This is a genomic window from Nocardioides sp. Soil805 (assembly GCF_001429625.1).
Taxonomy (GTDB): domain Bacteria; phylum Actinomycetota; class Actinomycetes; order Propionibacteriales; family Nocardioidaceae; genus Nocardioides.
Genome location: NZ_LMSU01000001.1, coordinates 2057962 through 2073095, shown reverse-complemented (window position 1 = coordinate 2073095; position 15134 = coordinate 2057962). Strand labels below are relative to the sequence as shown.

Annotated in this window: 16 protein-coding genes; 9 read left to right on the top strand and 7 right to left on the bottom strand. The window is 73.3% G+C overall.

All coding sequences use genetic code 11. From position 1 onward, the window contains the following. Positions 1 to 113: 113 nt before the first annotated feature. A complete protein-coding gene (locus ASG94_RS10035) occupies positions 114 to 347 on the bottom strand; it encodes a hypothetical protein (protein ID WP_056926093.1) in 234 nt (77 codons plus the stop codon). 128 nt (positions 348 to 475) lie between these two features. Here ASG94_RS10035 and ASG94_RS10030 point away from each other — a divergent pair, with 128 nt between their 5' ends. Next, positions 476 to 1057 carry a GNAT family N-acetyltransferase gene (locus ASG94_RS10030; RefSeq protein ID WP_056926092.1) on the top strand — a complete coding sequence of 194 codons (582 nt, stop codon included), beginning with the start codon at positions 476 to 478 and terminating at the stop codon, positions 1055 to 1057. 43 nt (positions 1058 to 1100) lie between these two features. On the opposite strand, the gene dnaB is transcribed toward ASG94_RS10030, so the two are convergent. Continuing rightward, on the bottom strand, positions 1101 to 2525 hold the full coding sequence (dnaB, locus tag ASG94_RS10025; RefSeq protein ID WP_082624033.1) for a replicative DNA helicase: 1425 nt from the start codon (positions 2523 to 2525) through the stop codon (positions 1101 to 1103). 580 nt (positions 2526 to 3105) lie between these two features. Here dnaB and ASG94_RS10020 point away from each other — a divergent pair. Genes ASG94_RS10020 through ASG94_RS10010 form a run of 3 tightly spaced genes read left to right on the top strand, consistent with a single transcriptional unit; the run spans position 3106 to position 6173 of the window. Then, positions 3106 to 4431 (top strand): MATE family efflux transporter, encoded by a 1326-nt coding sequence (locus ASG94_RS10020; protein ID WP_156411497.1) that lies wholly within the window; start codon positions 3106 to 3108, stop codon positions 4429 to 4431. Continuing rightward, on the top strand, positions 4428 to 4976 hold the full coding sequence (locus tag ASG94_RS10015) for a hypothetical protein (RefSeq protein ID WP_056926090.1): 549 nt from the start codon (positions 4428 to 4430) through the stop codon (positions 4974 to 4976). The genes ASG94_RS10020 and ASG94_RS10015 overlap by 4 nt, the downstream gene beginning before the upstream one ends. A 54-nt stretch (positions 4977 to 5030) precedes the next feature. Beyond that, positions 5031 to 6173, top strand: a complete 1143-nt coding sequence (locus ASG94_RS10010; RefSeq protein ID WP_056926089.1) for a hypothetical protein — start codon at positions 5031 to 5033, stop codon at positions 6171 to 6173. 198 nt (positions 6174 to 6371) lie between these two features. Here ASG94_RS10010 and rplI read toward each other — a convergent pair whose 3' ends face one another. The 4 genes from rplI to rpsF all read right to left on the bottom strand — a co-directional run bounded on the left by rplI (position 6372) and on the right by rpsF (position 8187). Beyond that, on the bottom strand, positions 6372 to 6818 hold the full coding sequence (gene rplI, locus ASG94_RS10005) for a 50S ribosomal protein L9 (protein WP_056926088.1): 447 nt from the start codon (positions 6816 to 6818) through the stop codon (positions 6372 to 6374). Between the two features lie 14 nt (positions 6819 to 6832). Next, positions 6833 to 7069: a 30S ribosomal protein S18 gene (rpsR, locus tag ASG94_RS10000; protein WP_017933521.1), complete on the bottom strand. Its 237-nt coding sequence runs from the start codon at positions 7067 to 7069 to the stop codon at positions 6833 to 6835. 102 nt (positions 7070 to 7171) lie between these two features. Continuing rightward, on the bottom strand, positions 7172 to 7804 hold the full coding sequence (locus tag ASG94_RS09995) for a single-stranded DNA-binding protein (protein ID WP_056926087.1): 633 nt from the start codon (positions 7802 to 7804) through the stop codon (positions 7172 to 7174). A gap of 92 nt (positions 7805 to 7896) precedes the next feature. After that, complete coding sequence (gene rpsF, locus ASG94_RS09990) at positions 7897 to 8187, bottom strand: 30S ribosomal protein S6 (protein ID WP_056926086.1); 291 nt, start codon at positions 8185 to 8187, stop codon at positions 7897 to 7899. A 215-nt stretch (positions 8188 to 8402) separates the two neighbouring features. Here rpsF and ASG94_RS09985 point away from each other — a divergent pair, with 215 nt between their 5' ends. The 5 genes from ASG94_RS09985 (at position 8403) to ASG94_RS09965 (ending at position 13758) form a co-directional block, all read left to right on the top strand. Beyond that, a complete protein-coding gene (locus tag ASG94_RS09985; RefSeq protein WP_056926085.1) occupies positions 8403 to 9350 on the top strand; it encodes a serine/threonine-protein kinase in 948 nt (315 codons plus the stop codon). Positions 9351 to 9401: 51 nt separating this feature from the next. Then, positions 9402 to 10196 carry a deoxyribonuclease IV gene (locus ASG94_RS09980; protein ID WP_056926084.1) on the top strand — a complete coding sequence of 265 codons (795 nt, stop codon included), beginning with the start codon at positions 9402 to 9404 and terminating at the stop codon, positions 10194 to 10196. Continuing rightward, positions 10196 to 11305 (top strand): galactokinase, encoded by a 1110-nt coding sequence (galK, locus tag ASG94_RS09975; RefSeq protein WP_056926083.1) that lies wholly within the window; start codon positions 10196 to 10198, stop codon positions 11303 to 11305. Before ASG94_RS09980 ends, galK begins: the two co-directional genes overlap by 1 nt. Positions 11306 to 11465: 160 nt before the next feature. Continuing rightward, positions 11466 to 12623: a lipid II:glycine glycyltransferase FemX gene (locus ASG94_RS09970; RefSeq protein ID WP_056926082.1), complete on the top strand. Its 1158-nt coding sequence runs from the start codon at positions 11466 to 11468 to the stop codon at positions 12621 to 12623. A 52-nt stretch (positions 12624 to 12675) separates the two neighbouring features. Beyond that, positions 12676 to 13758 (top strand): alanine racemase, encoded by a 1083-nt coding sequence (locus tag ASG94_RS09965; RefSeq protein WP_056926081.1) that lies wholly within the window; start codon positions 12676 to 12678, stop codon positions 13756 to 13758. Here ASG94_RS09965 and ASG94_RS09960 read toward each other — a convergent pair. Then, positions 13669 to 15099: a hypothetical protein gene (locus ASG94_RS09960; RefSeq protein ID WP_156411496.1), complete on the bottom strand. Its 1431-nt coding sequence runs from the start codon at positions 15097 to 15099 to the stop codon at positions 13669 to 13671. The two genes, ASG94_RS09965 and ASG94_RS09960, sit on opposite strands and share 90 nt — an antisense overlap. Positions 15100 to 15134: the final 35 nt, after the last annotated feature.

The following is a 15134-nucleotide window of genomic DNA, read 5'->3' as shown; positions in this document are numbered from 1 at the left end:
CGTGGCACCGACCGTGCTCGTGCCTCGTGCTCTACCCGTAGATCCCACGATCCTCCCGGCACGACGAGGAGACAAGGCACCTGCGGGCCAGTCGCCGTCGGTCGTCGGCGGTGTCACGTCGTGCGGGGGCCGACCGCGGACTCGAGCTCACGGATCCGGTCGCGGAGCTGCCGCTCGGCCACGCGCCACAGCGTGGCCGAGTGGGCGTGCTGGTGGTGCAGGCCGGTCCCGGGCCGCGCGCGATCGCGACAGGCCTCCTGCATCGTGGCCCGCGCCGCGAAGTCGTCCGCCGCGACCACCAGCTCGCTGATCGCCGCGGAGCGCTCGTCGAGCGTCGGCACGGACATGGGTCGAGGATGCCCGCCACGAGGGCGCGCGTCGCGATCGCGGGGAGAACCTGCCCGATTTGAGGGTCTGACCATGGCGTCCGGACACGTCCACCGCGCGGACGTCCGCCCCGGGTACGGTCCCCGCCATGCGCGCACACCTGACCACCCAGGCCGCGGACGGACGTCACGTCACCCTGCGCCCTTTGAAGCCCGAGGATGCGCCCCGGGTCCAGGAGGCGTGCTCGGACCCGGAGACCGTCGCGTGGCTCGGCAGCGACGTCATCAACGAGCACTACAGCCTCGACCACGCCCACGCGTTCATCGAGCGGGCGCTCACGCGCGTCGCAGCGGGGGGCTTCATGAGCTGGGCGATCGCCGACGCGGCGACCGACGAGCTGCTCGGGCACATCAGCCTCATCGGGCGCGGCGGCGACCTGGCCGACACCGCGGCGCTCGGCTACTGGGCCCACCCGGCGGTCCGCGGCACACGCGCCACGACGGCCGCCGCAGTCGCCGTGGTCGACGAGGCGCTCACGCCCGCGGCCGAGGGAGGCAGTGGGTTGCGTCGCCTCACCCTGCGCGTCGCCGTCGGGAACGTCGGGTCACAACGCGTGGCCGAGGCGGCCGGGTTCGTGCTGACCGGCCGCACTCGCCAGAGCGACGCACTGATCGACGGGACCTTCACCGACGAGCTCACCTACGACCTGCTGGCCACCGATCCCCGCTGACCAGAGCGCTCGTCGGCCGGGTCGACGAAGGCCGCAGCCCGGCTCAGTGCGCCATGTCGACGAAGCGCGAGTAGTGACCCTGGAAGGCCACGGTCAGGTCGCGCGTGGGGCCGTTGCGGTGCTTGGCCACGATCAGGTCGGCCTCGCCGGGGCGGGTCGACTCCTTCTCGTAGACGTCGTCGCGGTGCAGCAGGATCACCATGTCGGCGTCCTGCTCCAGCGACCCGGACTCACGCAGGTCGCTCATCATCGGCCGCTTGTCGCCACGCTGCTCGGGACCACGGTTGAGCTGGGAAAGCGCGATGATCGGGAGCTCGAGCTCCTTGGCCAGCAGCTTGATCTGGCGCGAGAACTCCGAGACCTCGAGCTGCCGGGACTCGACCTTCTTGCCCGAGCTCATCAGCTGCATGTAGTCGATGACGATGAGCTTGAGGTCGTGGCGCTGCTTGAGCCGGCGGGCCTTGGCCCGGATCTCCATCATCGTCATGTTGGGCGAGTCGTCGATGAACATCGGCGCCCCGGAGACCTGGCCCATCTTGCGGGCCAGCGCGTCCCAGTCCTGGTCGCCCATCTGGCCGTTGCGGATGTGGTTGAGCGGCACCTTCGCCTCGGCGGAGAGGAGTCGCATCATGATCTCGGAGCGCGTCATCTCGAGGCTGAAGAAGACGCTGGTGAGGTTGTTGTGGATCGACGCCGCCCGGCAGAAGTCGAGGGCGAGGGTCGACTTGCCCATGGCGGGACGCGCCGCCACGATGATCATCTGGCCGGAGTGCAGACCGTTGGTGAGGTCGTCGAGGTCGGCGAAGCCGGTGGGCACGCCGTACAGGCCGGCCTCCCGGTTGCCGATCGCCTCGATCTCGTCGAGGACGGGGTTCATGATGTCCGACAGCGGCGCGTAGTCCTCCGCCGTACGCCGGTCGGTGATCTTGTAGACCTCGGCCTGGGCCTGGTCGACGACGTCGTCGACGGCGCCCTCGCCGGCGTAGCCGATCTGCACGATCTTGGTGCCGGCCTCGACGAGGCGGCGCAGGATCGCCTTCTCGCGGACGATCTCGGCGTAGTAGGCCGCGTTGGCGGCGATCGGCACGTTGGCCGAGAGCGTGTGGAGGTACGGCGCGCCGCCGACGTTGGAGAGCTCGCCACGTCGCTGGAGCTCGGCTGCGACGGTGACCGGGTCGGCCGGCTCGCTGCGACCGTAGAGGTCGATGATCGCGTCGTGGATCTTCTCGTGCGCGGGACGGTAGAAGTCCACCCCGCGCAGCGTCTCGGTGACGTTGGCGATCTCGTCCTTGGAGATCAGCATCGAGCCGAGCACGGACTGCTCGGCCGCGTTGTCCTGCGGGGGCGTGCGGTCACCAGGCTGGCGGGGCGCGTTGCCCGGCTCGTAGGCCGCGGGTCCGTCACCCCAGTCGTACTCCGGGTCGCGAGGTCCACTGTCGTGCCCCAGGTCCTGGCCCGCGATGCTCACCCGTCACTCCTCATCCTTGGCCTCTGCGCCCTTGTCCTTGACCCTCGGCCACTGCCGGTCACCGACCCCGATGCCGCGCCGGTGCCGACGCTAGGGCCGAGCACCGACAATCGGACGACGCCGGGCCCGACCGGGGTCCGGCCGTCTCACGTCGCCCGGGTCGTCCCGGGTCCCGCACCGCGTGACGGTACGTCGCCCGCACGCCGCCCGGCCAGCCAGCACCGCCGAGTTATCCACAGGGTCTGGGGATAACCGGTGGATTGCCGTGGACGACACGCGGGATGTTGTGCACTGGCTGGGGACCGGGCTGTGGACAAGCCCCCGAGCTCGGCAGCGAACACGCCGCTGACCTGCACAAACAGTGGGGCGGCGCTGTGGAGCGAAAACACTTGCCCCCACCCGTCGTCCACCTTCTCGACATGTGGGAGTCGCCGGTCGGTTTGTCGACATGCAGCACGTCCGGTCCATTTCCCACAGGTCCGGTCGGGTTGTACACAGGTAGTCCCATCGGGCCACCCGAACTTTCACATGCGTCACATGTCATGGCCAGAAGCGCCCTGTGGTCGTTACGCTGGCCGACGTGCGCACGACCGACCGCGAGATCCTCCGGCTCGCCGTCCCGGCCTTCCTGGCCCTGGTCGCCGAGCCCCTCTTCCTGCTCTCCGACGCCGCCGTCGTCGGGCACCTCGGGACCACCCCGCTCGCCGGGCTGGGCATCGCCGGTGCCGTCCTCCAGACGATCGTCGGGCTGTGCGTCTTCCTCGCCTACGGGACCACGGCCAGCGTCGCGCGCCACCTCGGTGCCAGGGACCTGCGCGGCGCCCTCACCCAGGGGATCGACGGCTGCTGGCTCGCGGTGCTCATCGGCGGGGTGGCCACGGCGGTCGGCTTCGTGCTCGCCGGCCCGCTGGTCGGGTTGTTCGGTGCCGGGGACGCGGTCAGCGAGCAGGCGACGACGTACCTGCGCATCGCCGTCTGGGGCACCACGCCGCTGCTGCTCATGCTCGCGGCGACCGGGGTGCTGCGCGGGCTCCAGGACACCCGCACCCCGCTGTGGGTCGCGGTCGGCGGCAACATCGCCAACATCGTCCTCAACGTCACCCTCGTCTACGGCCTCGACCTCGGCATCGCCGGCTCGGCGCTCGGGTCGGTGATCGCGCAGGTGGGCAGCGCCGCCGTGCTCGTCGCCGTCGTCGTCGCGGCCGCGCGCCGTGAGGGGGCGCCGCTCTCCCCCGACCTGCCGGGCATCCGGGCCGCGGCCCGCGCCGGCGTACCGCTCGTGATGCGCACCCTGACCCTGCGCGCCTGCCTGCTCGTCGGCACGTACGCCGTGACGCTCGCCGGCACCGACTCCGCCCGCGACCTGGCCACCCACCAGATCGCCCTCACCCTGTGGACCTTCCTCGCCTTCGCCCTCGATGCACTGGCGATCGCCGCCCAGGCGATCACCGGGCGGGCACTGGGCGCCGGCGACGTCGAGGGCACCCGCCGGCTCACCGAGCGCCTCGTCCGATGGGGGTGGGGCGGCGGCATCGCGACCGGGCTGCTCCTCGCCGCTGTCGCGCCATGGATCGGGGCCCTCTTCTCCCCGGACCCCGAGGTGCAGCGACTGCTGGTCCCGGTCCTGCTCGTGGCCGCCCTGGGCCAGCCGATCGCCGGGGTGGTGTTCGTGCTCGACGGCGTGCTCATCGGGGCCGGGGACGGGCGCTACCTCGCCCGCGGCGGGCTGGTCGTGCTGGCCGTCTACGCCCCGGCCGCCCTGCTGGCCGCCCTCGGCCCCGGTGGGCTGGTCCCCGTCTGGCTGGCCATGGTCGTCGTCTTCATGGGTGCGCGCTACGTCATCCTCACCCGGCGCGCCCGCGGTGACGCGTGGCTGGTCACCGGGGCGCTAGCGTCTCGCGCGTGAAGCCCCTCCAGTCCGTCGCGATGGGGCTGCTGGTCGTCGCGCTGACCGCCCGCGTCCACGGGTACGACGCCCTGCCGGACGCGGCGGGCTGGGTGCTGGTCCTGCTGGGGATCCGCCGCCTGGCCCTCTCCCTGGCGCTCGGCGTCCTCGCCGCGGCGGCGCTGGTCGTGTCCCTCGTGGTGTGGTGGCCGTCGGTCCAGGAGGCACTAGACGGCCTGCACCCGTCCCTGTGGTGGGCGGCGAACGTGCCCCAGCTGGCCGCCTGCACGCTGCTGTGCCGCGAGCTCGGCGACCGGGCAAGGTCCGCCGGGGATGGTCGGGCGACCGCGTGGCTCCGGACGGCGACCGTGCTCGTCGGCGCCTCGGCCCTGGCTCCGGTCGTCGCCTTCTCCACCGATGCCTCCGACGACGTGCTGGCCGCCGTCTACGCCGCCGCGGCCGGGGTCGTGCTGCTGCTGATCGTCCTCCTCTTCTCCTACGCCGCCCGTCCCTGGGCCGGGGCCCGCAGCGCGGAACCCGTGGCGCGTTCGGTGTCCGGCTCGTAGCCTGTCCCGCGAGCCGGCGTCGGGGGACGTCGGCCACGACGACTCGGAGCACCCATGACCCGCACCCGCCGTACCGCCGCCCTCGCGATCGGCGCCCTCACCGCCGTCCTGCTCCCGGTCGGGCTGGCGTCCCCGTCGTACGCCTCGCCGGGCTGCCTGGCCGAGCAGCGCCCGGCCCTCGGAGCCGGGTGCGACGACGAGGTCCCGCCGGAGACCACGCTCACCGCCGTCTCGACGCCCGCGAATGCGGACGGCTGGGTCGCCACCTCGACGATGTCCTTCACCTTCACCGGCCAGCACACCGACGGCGACCAGGACCCGATCGCCCTCCAGTGCCGGCTCACCGGCCCCGCGCAGGCCCACGACTGGACGCCCTGCACCAGCCCGCGCACCTACGGCGGGCTCGCGGACTCCGACCAGCCCTACGCCTTCGCGGTCCGCGCCGTCGACGCCGCCGACCAGGCGATCGTCTACTCGGCCAACCCGCTGCTGCCCCTGGGCGACGACGAGCCCGGCGAGGACCTGGACGCGTCGCCCGCCGGACTCACCTGGCGGCAGGACACCACGGCGCCGGTCGCCTTCGCCACCCCCGACGCGTACGACGCCCAGACGCCGCAACGTCCCGTCGTACCCTCGCGTCGGCTGCCGGTCCGCCTCAACAGCAGCGAGTCGGGCGTCCGCTTCGAGTGCCTCCTCGACGGCAACGGCGTCCCCTGCACCCCGGGGTCCTGGGTGCTGGGCGACATCGCCTCCGGCGACCACAGCTTCACCGCCCGCGCCGTCGATCGCGCCGGTACGTCGAGCGCCTGGACCGAGCCCTTCGCGTTCTCCGTGCCCACCGAGCCCGCTCGCCGGGCCGGCTGGAAGAAGAAGAGGTCGTCGGCCGCCTTCGACGGCTCCGTGCTGGTGAGCCGGAAGAAGGGCGCGCGGCTGGTGCTCAGGACCACGACGGTGGGCGAGCTGCGGCTCTACGCCCCGACCGCGCCGTCGTACGGGAAGGTGCGGATCCGCGTCGGCTCGACGAGCTGGCGCACGGTCGACCTGGGCCGCGCCAAGGCCTCGCAGCGCGAGATCGTGGTCATCGACCAGTTCTCCGGGACCCGGCGCGGCAAGGTCGTGGTCGAGGTGCTGAGCTCGGGAAGGACGGTCAAGGTCGACGCCGTGCTGGCCCGCGCCAACGTCCGCAAGGGCGGCTGAGCGGACGTCCGCGCGCACTGTGTCGGCGAGTCCGACACCGTGTCACCGTTGCAACGCCCTCCAGGTGACGGAGTCCCCGCTCAGGCGGGGACCCTCCCGCAAGGGCTCCCGCAAGGGCTCCCGCAAGGGCGGCGCACCACGGAGAATGCAGCACGGCCCGCCCCCGTGAGGGAGCGGGCCGCGCAGGTGGTGCGTGGGTCAGGCCGGGATCACGTTGAGGGCGACCGTGGCCGACACCTCGTCGTGCAGCTTGACCGAGACCTCGTGGGCACCGAGCGCCTTGATGGGCTGGGCGACCACGATGGTGCGGCGGTCGACCGGGGCACCGGAGACCTCGGTGATCGCGTCGGCGATCTCCGCGGTGGTGACGGCGCCGAAGAGGCGGCCGCCGGCGCCGGAGCGGACCTTGACCGCGACCGCGTTGGCCTCGAGCTTGGTCTTGATCTCCTTGGCGTGGTCGGCGTCGCGCGCGGCGCGAGCCGTGCGGGCCGTCTTGATCGACTCAACGGTCTTCTCGCCGCCACGGGTCCAGCGGATGCCGAGGCCACGGGGCACGAGGTAGTTGCGGCCGTAGCCGTCCTTGACCTCGACCACGTCGCCGGGGGCGCCGAGGCCGTCGACTTCCTGCGTCAGGATGAGCTTCATGTCTCTCCCCTTCCTCAGCGTCCGGTGGACGTGTAGGGCAGCAGGGCGACCTCGCGAGCGTTCTTGACGGCGATGGCCACGTCGCGCTGGTGCTGGACGCAGTTGCCGGTCACGCGACGCGCACGGATCTTGCCGCGGTCGGAGATGAACTTGCGGAGCAGGGTGGTGTCCTTGTAGTCGACACCGGTCGCCTTCTCCTTGCAGAACTGGCAAACCTTCTTCTTCGGCTTGCGAATCACTGCCTTGGCCATTGTGGTGCTTCCTTTCTAGAAGCCCGGACCAGGTTGGTTACTGGCCCGGAATGGTTGAGGGGTGTTCGGGGAGGTGGTGCTGTGCTGTGTGATCTGGAGGGATCAGAACGGGGGCTCGTCGGAGCCGCCGACACCCGGGGCGCCCCACGGGTCGTTGGCCGGCTGGCCACCGCCCTGGCCGCCCTGGCCGCCGCCGTACCCGCCGCCGCCCTGCTGGCCGCCGTAGCCGCCACCGGACTGCGCGGGCTGGCCGCCGCCGAAGCCACCGCCGGACCCGCCGCCCTGGGGGGCGGGCGTGGCCCACGGGTCGTCCCCGCCGGACGAGCTGGCGCCGCCGCCACCGAAACCGCCGCCCCCGCCGGAGCCGGAGCGGGTGGTCTTGGAGATCTTGGCCGTCGCGTACTTGAGCGACGGACCGACCTCCTCGACCTCGATCTCGAAGACGGTGCGCTTCTCACCCTCGCGGGTCTCGTACTGACGCGACTTGAGACGGCCCTGCACCACGACACGCATGCCGCGCTGCAGGGACTCGGCGACGTTCTCCGCGGCCTGGCGCCAGACCGAGCAGGAGAGGAACAGCGCGTCGCCGTCCTTCCACTCGTTGCTCTGGCGGTCGAAGGTGCGCGGCGTCGAGGCGATCCGGAAGTTGGCCACGGCCGCACCCGAGGGGGTGAAGCGCAGCTCCGGATCGTCGACGAGGTTGCCGACGACGGTGATGACGGTCTCGCCTGCCATGTCAGGACTCCCTAAAGATCACGATGTTGAGGTCGAGGGCCATCGTTGCCGAGGCCACCGACATCAGGACGGGGTTTTCCACAAACCCACGCTCAGAGCGTGGGGCGGAGGACCTTGGTGCGCAGGATCGACTCGTTCAGCGTGAGCTGGCGGTCGAACTCCTTGACGGTCGCAGGCTCGGCCTGCAGCGAGATCACCGCGTAGATGCCCTCGGCGTTCTTCTTGATCTCGTAGGCCAGGCGGCGTCGGCCCCACACGTCGACCTTGTCGACCGACCCGCCGTCCTTGCGGATGACGTTGAGGTACTTGTCGAGAGACGGCTCGATGGTGCGCTCCTCGAGACTGGGGTCGAGGATCACCATCACTTCGTAGGCACGCGTCATGCGTGTCTACCTCCTTCGGACTCATGCGGCCACGGACGATCCGTGGCAGGAGGATGCCCCCAACCGATAGGGGGCGACAGGCAAGGCTAGCAGCGGCCGGGCGTCGCCGGGCAATCCCTGCGCACCCGCCCCGGGAGGCCTGTGGGCTGAGCCTGTGGGCTGATCCTGTGGACAGGGGACGGCGCGTCCCGGCGTACGTCGCTAGCGTCGTCGTCGTGCTCCTGCGCAGCCACTCCGTCGTCGACCGGGCCGCCCGGACCGCCCCGGTCGCCGGCCGCTACGCCCTGCTCGACCAGATCGGCGCCGGCGGCATGGGCTCGGTGTGGCGCGCGCGCGACACCCGCACCGGCGAGGTCGTCGCGGTCAAGGTGCTCGGGCAGCACTCCGCGAGCCTGCTGGCGCGCTTCGTCCGCGAGCAGGCGGTCCGGGTGCGGCACCCGCACGTCGTCGCCCCCACCGGCTGGGCCGCGGAGGACGACCTCGTGCTCCTCGCCATGGACCTCGTGTCCGGCGGCTCCGTGCAGCAGCAGCTCGACGAGCACGGCGCGCTCCCGGTGGGGTACGCCGCCCGGTTGCTCGAGCAGCTGCTGATGGGCCTGGCCGCCGTGCACGCCGCCGGGCTGGTGCACCGCGACGTCAAGCCGGCCAACCTGCTCCTCGACGCCACCGGGTCGGGCGACCCCCACCTGCGCCTCGGCGACTTCGGGGTGGCCGCGCCGATCGCCGACCGACGCTTCACCACCGTCCCCGGAGCGATCGGCACCGACGGCTACATGCCCCCCGAGCAGGCCCGCGGGGCGCCGCCGGACCCGTGCCAGGACCTGTACGCCGTCGGCCGCGTCGGCCTCCAGCTCCTCACCGGCCTGCCCCCGTGCCGCCAGGGCGCGATCGGCTCGAACCGCCTGCGCCCGCTCCTGGAGCGGCTGCTCGTGGTCGACCCCGCGCAGCGGCTGGCCTCCGCGGAGGCCGCGCTGCGGCTGCTCCGCCGCCTCGACATCGCCTCCGAGCCCGGCCCGGTGGTGACCGACCGCCTGGCGCCCCTGCCGGCCACCCGGCGTACCCGGTCCCTGGACAGCGTCGACCGGGCGGGCTGGGCAGGGGTCGCCGCCTGCCTCGGGGTCCTCGTCGCGTGCGTGGTCGTGGTCGCCTGCGTGCTCACCTGACGAGCCGCGCGGCCCGTCGCGCCGTCCCTGCCCACGGCTAGCCTGAGGGCCATGAGCATCCGCATCGGCGCGCACGTCGACCAGACCGACCCGATCGCCGAGGCACAGGCCCGGCAGGCGCCGCTCGTGCAGTTCTTCCTCGGTGACCCGCAGTCCTACAAGGGACCCGAGGTCCGGTACGCCGGAGGGGCCGCGGCGCTGCGGGAGGCCGCCGAGCAGGCGGGGGTCGACCTGTACGTCCACGCGCCGTACATCGTCAACGTCGCCACCACCAACAACCGGATCCGGATCCCGAGCCGCAAGCTCCTCCAGCAGCACGTCGACGCCGCCGCCGAGATCGGCGCCCGGGGCCTGATCGTCCACGGCGGCCACGTCAACAAGGACGACGACCCCGAGAAGGGGTTCGACAACTGGCGCAAGGCCATCGAGGCCACCGACCTCAAGCTCCCCCTGCTCATCGAGAACACCGCCGGCGGCGACAACGCGATGGCCCGCCACCTCGAGCGGATCGCCCGCGTCTGGGACGCGATCGGCAGTGCCGAGCAGGCCGACCGGGTCGGTTTCTGCCTCGACACCTGCCACGCCCACGCCGGCGGCAACGCGCTGGAGACCGTCGTCGCCGACGTGAAGGCGATCACCGGCCGCATCGACCTGGTGCACTGCAACGACAGCCGCGACGCCTTCGACTCCGGCGCCGACCGCCACACCAACCTCGGCGCGGGTCGCATCGACCCCGACCTGCTCGCCGCGGTGATCCGCGACGCCGGCGCCCCGGTCTGCCTGGAGACCCCGGGCGGCGCGGCCGAGCACACCGACGACATCGCCTGGCTGCGCGAGCGCGTGTGATGGCCTCGACCACGAGCAGCGACGGCTCCCAGACCTGGTCGGCCCCCGGCCGGGTCAACCTCATCGGCGACCACACCGACTACAACGACGGCTTCGCCCTGCCCTTCGCGCTGCCCCAGCGCACCACGGTCGTCGCCAGCCCGCGCACCGACGGCCGTATCACCGCCACGTCCGGGGACCTCGAGCCCGCCGACTTCGCGACCGGCACGACACCGGGCGACGTCTCCGGCTGGGCGGCGTACGTCGCCGGGATCGCCTGGGTCCTCGGGGAGCGGCTCGGGGCCCCGCTCGCCGGGGCAGACCTGGTGATCTCCAGCGAGGTCCCCCGCGGCGGGGGCCTCTCCTCCAGCCACTCCCTGGAGTGCGCGGTCGCGCTGGCGCTGCTCGGCCTCGCCGGCGAGGAGGTGCCGCGCGACGAGCTCGCGCTGCTCGTCCAGCGCGCCGAGAACGACTACGTCGGCGCCCCCACCGGGCTGCTCGACCAGACCGCCATCCTGCGCTCCAGCGCCGACCACCTCAGCTTCTTCGACGCCCGCGACCGCACGGTCGAGGCCGTCCCGTGCGACCTGGACGCCGCGGGCCTCACCCTGCTCGTCATCGACCCGCACGCGCCGCACGTGCTCACCGACGGTGGCTACGCGTCGCGGCGCGAGGCCTGCGAACGGGCCGCCGCCGCGCTCGGGGTGGCCTCGTTGCGCGAGGTGGCGGACGTCGACGCGGCGCTGGCGACGCTCACCGACGACGAGACCCGTCGTCGGGCGCGGCACGTCCTCACCGAGAACCACCGCGTCCTGGAGTGCGTGGACCTGGCCCGCCGGGGCGACCTGGCCGCCCTCGGGCCGCTGATGACCGCCTCGCACGCCTCGATGCGCGACGACTTCGAGAACTCGGTGCCGGTCGTCGACCGCGCGGTCGAGGCCGCGCTGGCCGGCGGGGCCCTGGGTGCCCGGATGACCGGTGGCGGCTTCGGCGGTGCCGTGGTGGCCCTGGTCCCGCGCGACGCCGTGCCCGCCGTGCGGGAGGCCGTGGCGCGCGCCAGCGCCGGGGCCGGCCTGGCGGCACCCGACGTGCTCGACGTGACCCCGTCCCGCGGCGCCGGGCGGGACTGATCCGCACCCTTCTTCGCGCGCTGGGAAGAAAGTTGCCCGGTCAGCGCAACCAACCGGCGTCCTGTCGCGTCTAGGGGTGTGCAGGGATCGGACAAGTACGGGGGTCTTGTCTGGTCCCTGCGCCATTTCCGGCCCCGGGAGCCCCTGTAGCCTCTCCCGGGTGACGACTCAGACCCCCCTCACCGTCCGGGCCATCACGACCGCCGAGCACGCCGCGTACGTCGCCGCCCAGCCGAGCGCGAGCTTCCTGCAGACGCCGGGCTGGGCGCAGGTCAAGCCCGAGTGGCGCGCCGAGTCCATCGGCTGGCACCGCGGCGACACCCTCGTCGGTGTCGCGCTGGTGCTCTACCGCCAGCTCCCGCGTCTCAAGCGCTACCTCGCCTACCTCCCCGAGGGCCCGGTCCTCGACTGGTCCGGACCCGAGGTGATGCAGGACCTCGGCTCCTGGCTCGCGCCGATGACCACCCACCTCTCGAGCCGGGGCGCCTTCGGCGTCCGGATGGGTCCGCCGGTCGTCACCCGCCGGTGGAGCGCCGCGCAGGTCAAGGACGGCATCGCCGACGAGGGCGTGCGCCGGCTGAGCGACGTACCCCCGCTCGAGCGGTCGCAGGCCGGCGCCGCGGTCGTGGCCCAGCTCCACGAGCTCGGCTGGCGACCCCAGGCCGTCGAGGGTGGCTTCGCGGCCGGCCAGCCGCAGTACAACTTCGTCATCCCGCTCACCCACGACGACGGGACGCCGCGCACCGAGGACGAGGTCCTCGCCGGCATGAACCAGCTGTGGCGCCGCAACATCAAGAAGGCCACCAAGCAGGGCGTCGTGGTCGAGAAGGGCGGCCGCGAGGACCTCAAGGCCTTCCACGACCTCTACGTCCACACCGCCGAGCGCGACCACTTCACCCCGCGCGGGCTGCGCTACTTCGAGACCATGTACGACGCACTGTCGGCCGAGGCGGACGGGCGCATCACGCTGTGGACCGCGCGCCACGAGGGCGACCTCGTCGCCAGCACCATCGCGATCGGCGTCGGCACCCACGCCTGGTACTCCTACGGCGCCAGCTCCACGGAGAAGCGCGACGTCCGCGGCTCCAACGCCGTCCAGTGGGCGATGATCAGCGACGCGATGGCCGCCGGGGCCGAGGTCTACGACCTGCGGGGCATCACCGACACGCTCGACGCCGACGACTCCCACGTGGGACTCATCCAGTTCAAGGTCGGCACGGGTGGCGAGGCCGTCGAGTACGTCGGCGAGTGGGACCTCCCGCTCAACAAGCCGCTCTACAAGGCGTTCGACCTCTACATGAAGCGGCGCAGCGGATGAGCACCACCCCACCAGGCCGCTCGCTGCGCTCGCGCCCCTGCGGGGGCCTCGGATGAGCCTGCGCCTCACCGTCGACGGCCCGCGCTGGCGCGCGCACCTGCTCGCCACCGCAGCCGGCCATCCCGGCATCGTGCCGGTCGCCAAGGGCAACGGCTACGGCTTCACCATCGGCCGGCTGGCCCGCCGCGTGCAGTGGCTGCACGAGCACGCCGAGCAGACCGGCACCCCGGTCGACCTGATGGCGGTCGGCACCTACCGCGAGCTGGCGCAGGCCGCGAGCCGCTACGCCGGCGACCTGCTGGTCCTCACGCCGTGGCGACCGGTCGGCGGCGCCGTCGAGGTGCCCGAGGCGACCGACCACCGCGTCGTCCACACGATCAGCCGGGTCCAGGACCTGCGCGACCTCACCGACCGCGACCCGGGGGCCCGCTTCGTGCTGGAGCAGCTCACCTCGATGCGCCGCCACGGCATGACCCGGCGAGAGCTGGCGGAGGCCGCCGAGGTCGTCGCCGATCGACGCCTGCCGGGGCTCCGGGGCCTGGCCCTGCACCTGCCGCTCAACAACGCCTCCCACCTCGGCGAGGTGACCCGGCTCGTCAACGACGCGGTCGCGGCCGGCATCGCGACCCGCACCGTCTTCGTCAGCCACCTCACCCGCGACGAGCTGGTCCGGCTGCGCTCGACGTACCCCGACTTCAGCTTCCGCCCGCGCATCGGCACCGACCTGTGGCTCGGCGACCGCGGGGCGCTCACGGTCACCTCGACGGTCCTCGACGTCCACCCGCTCGATCGCGGTGAGGCGTTCGGCTACCGCGGCCGCTCGATGCCGACGAGCGGCCACCTGCTCGTGGTCAGCGGCGGCACCGCGCACGGGATCGGCCTCGAGGCCCCCAGCGGCGAGCAGTCGATCCGGGCCCGGGCGGCCACCCTCGCCCGCGGCGGCATGGACGCCGCCGGCTTCGTGCGCTCGCCCTTCTCCATCGACGGCAAGCAGCGGCTCTTCGCCGAGCCGCCGCACATGCAGGCCTCGATGCTCTTCGTGCCGTCAGGCGCGCGCGTGCCGGCCATCGGCGAGGACATCGACGTCCGGGTCCGCTTCACCGCGACCGACTTCGACGACGTCGTCGTCGGCTGACCCGTCGGCGGACCCGGCGCGGATGAGCACGGCCGCGACCAGCCACGCCAGGCCGAGCAGCCGGGCCACCATCCCCCACCAGTAGGCGCGGGCGTCCCCGCCCCCGGCCGGGGCGAGCAGCCCGCCCAGGTACCACCCCAGCAGGGCGAAGTGCGCCAGCTCGCCGGCCTGCCACACCAGCAGGTCGCGCCAGCGCGGCACCCCCAGCGCCGCGAGCGGCAGCAGGACCAGGGCGTACGACGGCGCGGCCGCCGGGCTCACGACCAGCGTGCCGGCCACGGCGAGGGTGCCGAGGGCCGCCAGCGAGAGGCGGGTGCGGAGACCGACGACGGCGACGACCAGCAACCACGCCGCCACCAGCAGGCCCGAGACGACCACCACGGTCGTCCGCGAGGGAGCCACGTTGCCGGCCTGCTGGACCAGCAACCACACCGAGCCCACGTCGACGCCGTGCAGGTAGCCCTGCCAGGACGCCTCCCAGGCCGCCGGTGACGACACGTACGCCGGCAGGTCGACCACCAGCCAGGTGACCGCCGCGACCGCCGCGACCCGCCACGCCTGCGCGGACCGGCGGTCCCGGACCCCCACCGCGAGCAGGGGCACGAGCAGGAGGGCGACGAGCGGCGAGACCGCGGCGCCGACCCCGAGCGCGGCCCCGGCCACTCCCGGCCGGCCCCGCGCCCAGCCCCACAGCACCGCGGCGACGGCGGCGGCCGCGAGCAGGTCCCACGTGATCGGCCACAGGAGCACGAGCACCGGAGCCGCCGCGAAGGCGGCGGCGTCCCACGGCCGGCGGCGGCGCACGCCGACGAGGAGCCCGGCCGCCAGCAGTCCCGCCGCAGCGAGCCACACGGCGGTGACCGCGGTGAAGATCCGGGCCTCGCGGTGGACCGCGTCGTCGGCGGCCACGTCCGCCACGGACATCGCGCGCCGCTCGTCGAGGTCGGGCGAGCCGGCCAGCACGTGGGTGACGCGCGCGGCGGCCCACGCGACGTACGCCGGCACAGGGGGCTGCCAGCCCGGGGCGTACCGATCCCGCACCCCGGCGTCGTCGGTGAACGGCCAGGCCAGCTCGGCGTGGCCGCGGTCGACGTAGGCCTGCGAGACGTCCGACCAGCAGAGCGCGGCGTAGCGACCGGTCCCGCCCTCGCCGGCGACGTCGAGGCACGGTGCCTTGGCGACCATGCCCAGCGACAGCGCGACCGCCGCCAGCAGCAGCACCACCCGCAGCGGCGTCCACCACGGGTGCCGGCCGGCGTGGTCCCCCAGCGGCCCGCCCGCCACCTCGCTCAGCGAGCGGACGAGCGCGTCGTCGCGGCTGGGGTGAACCCGGTCCCCCACCACGTCACCCGACTCGCGTCGGCCGCGTCCGACGG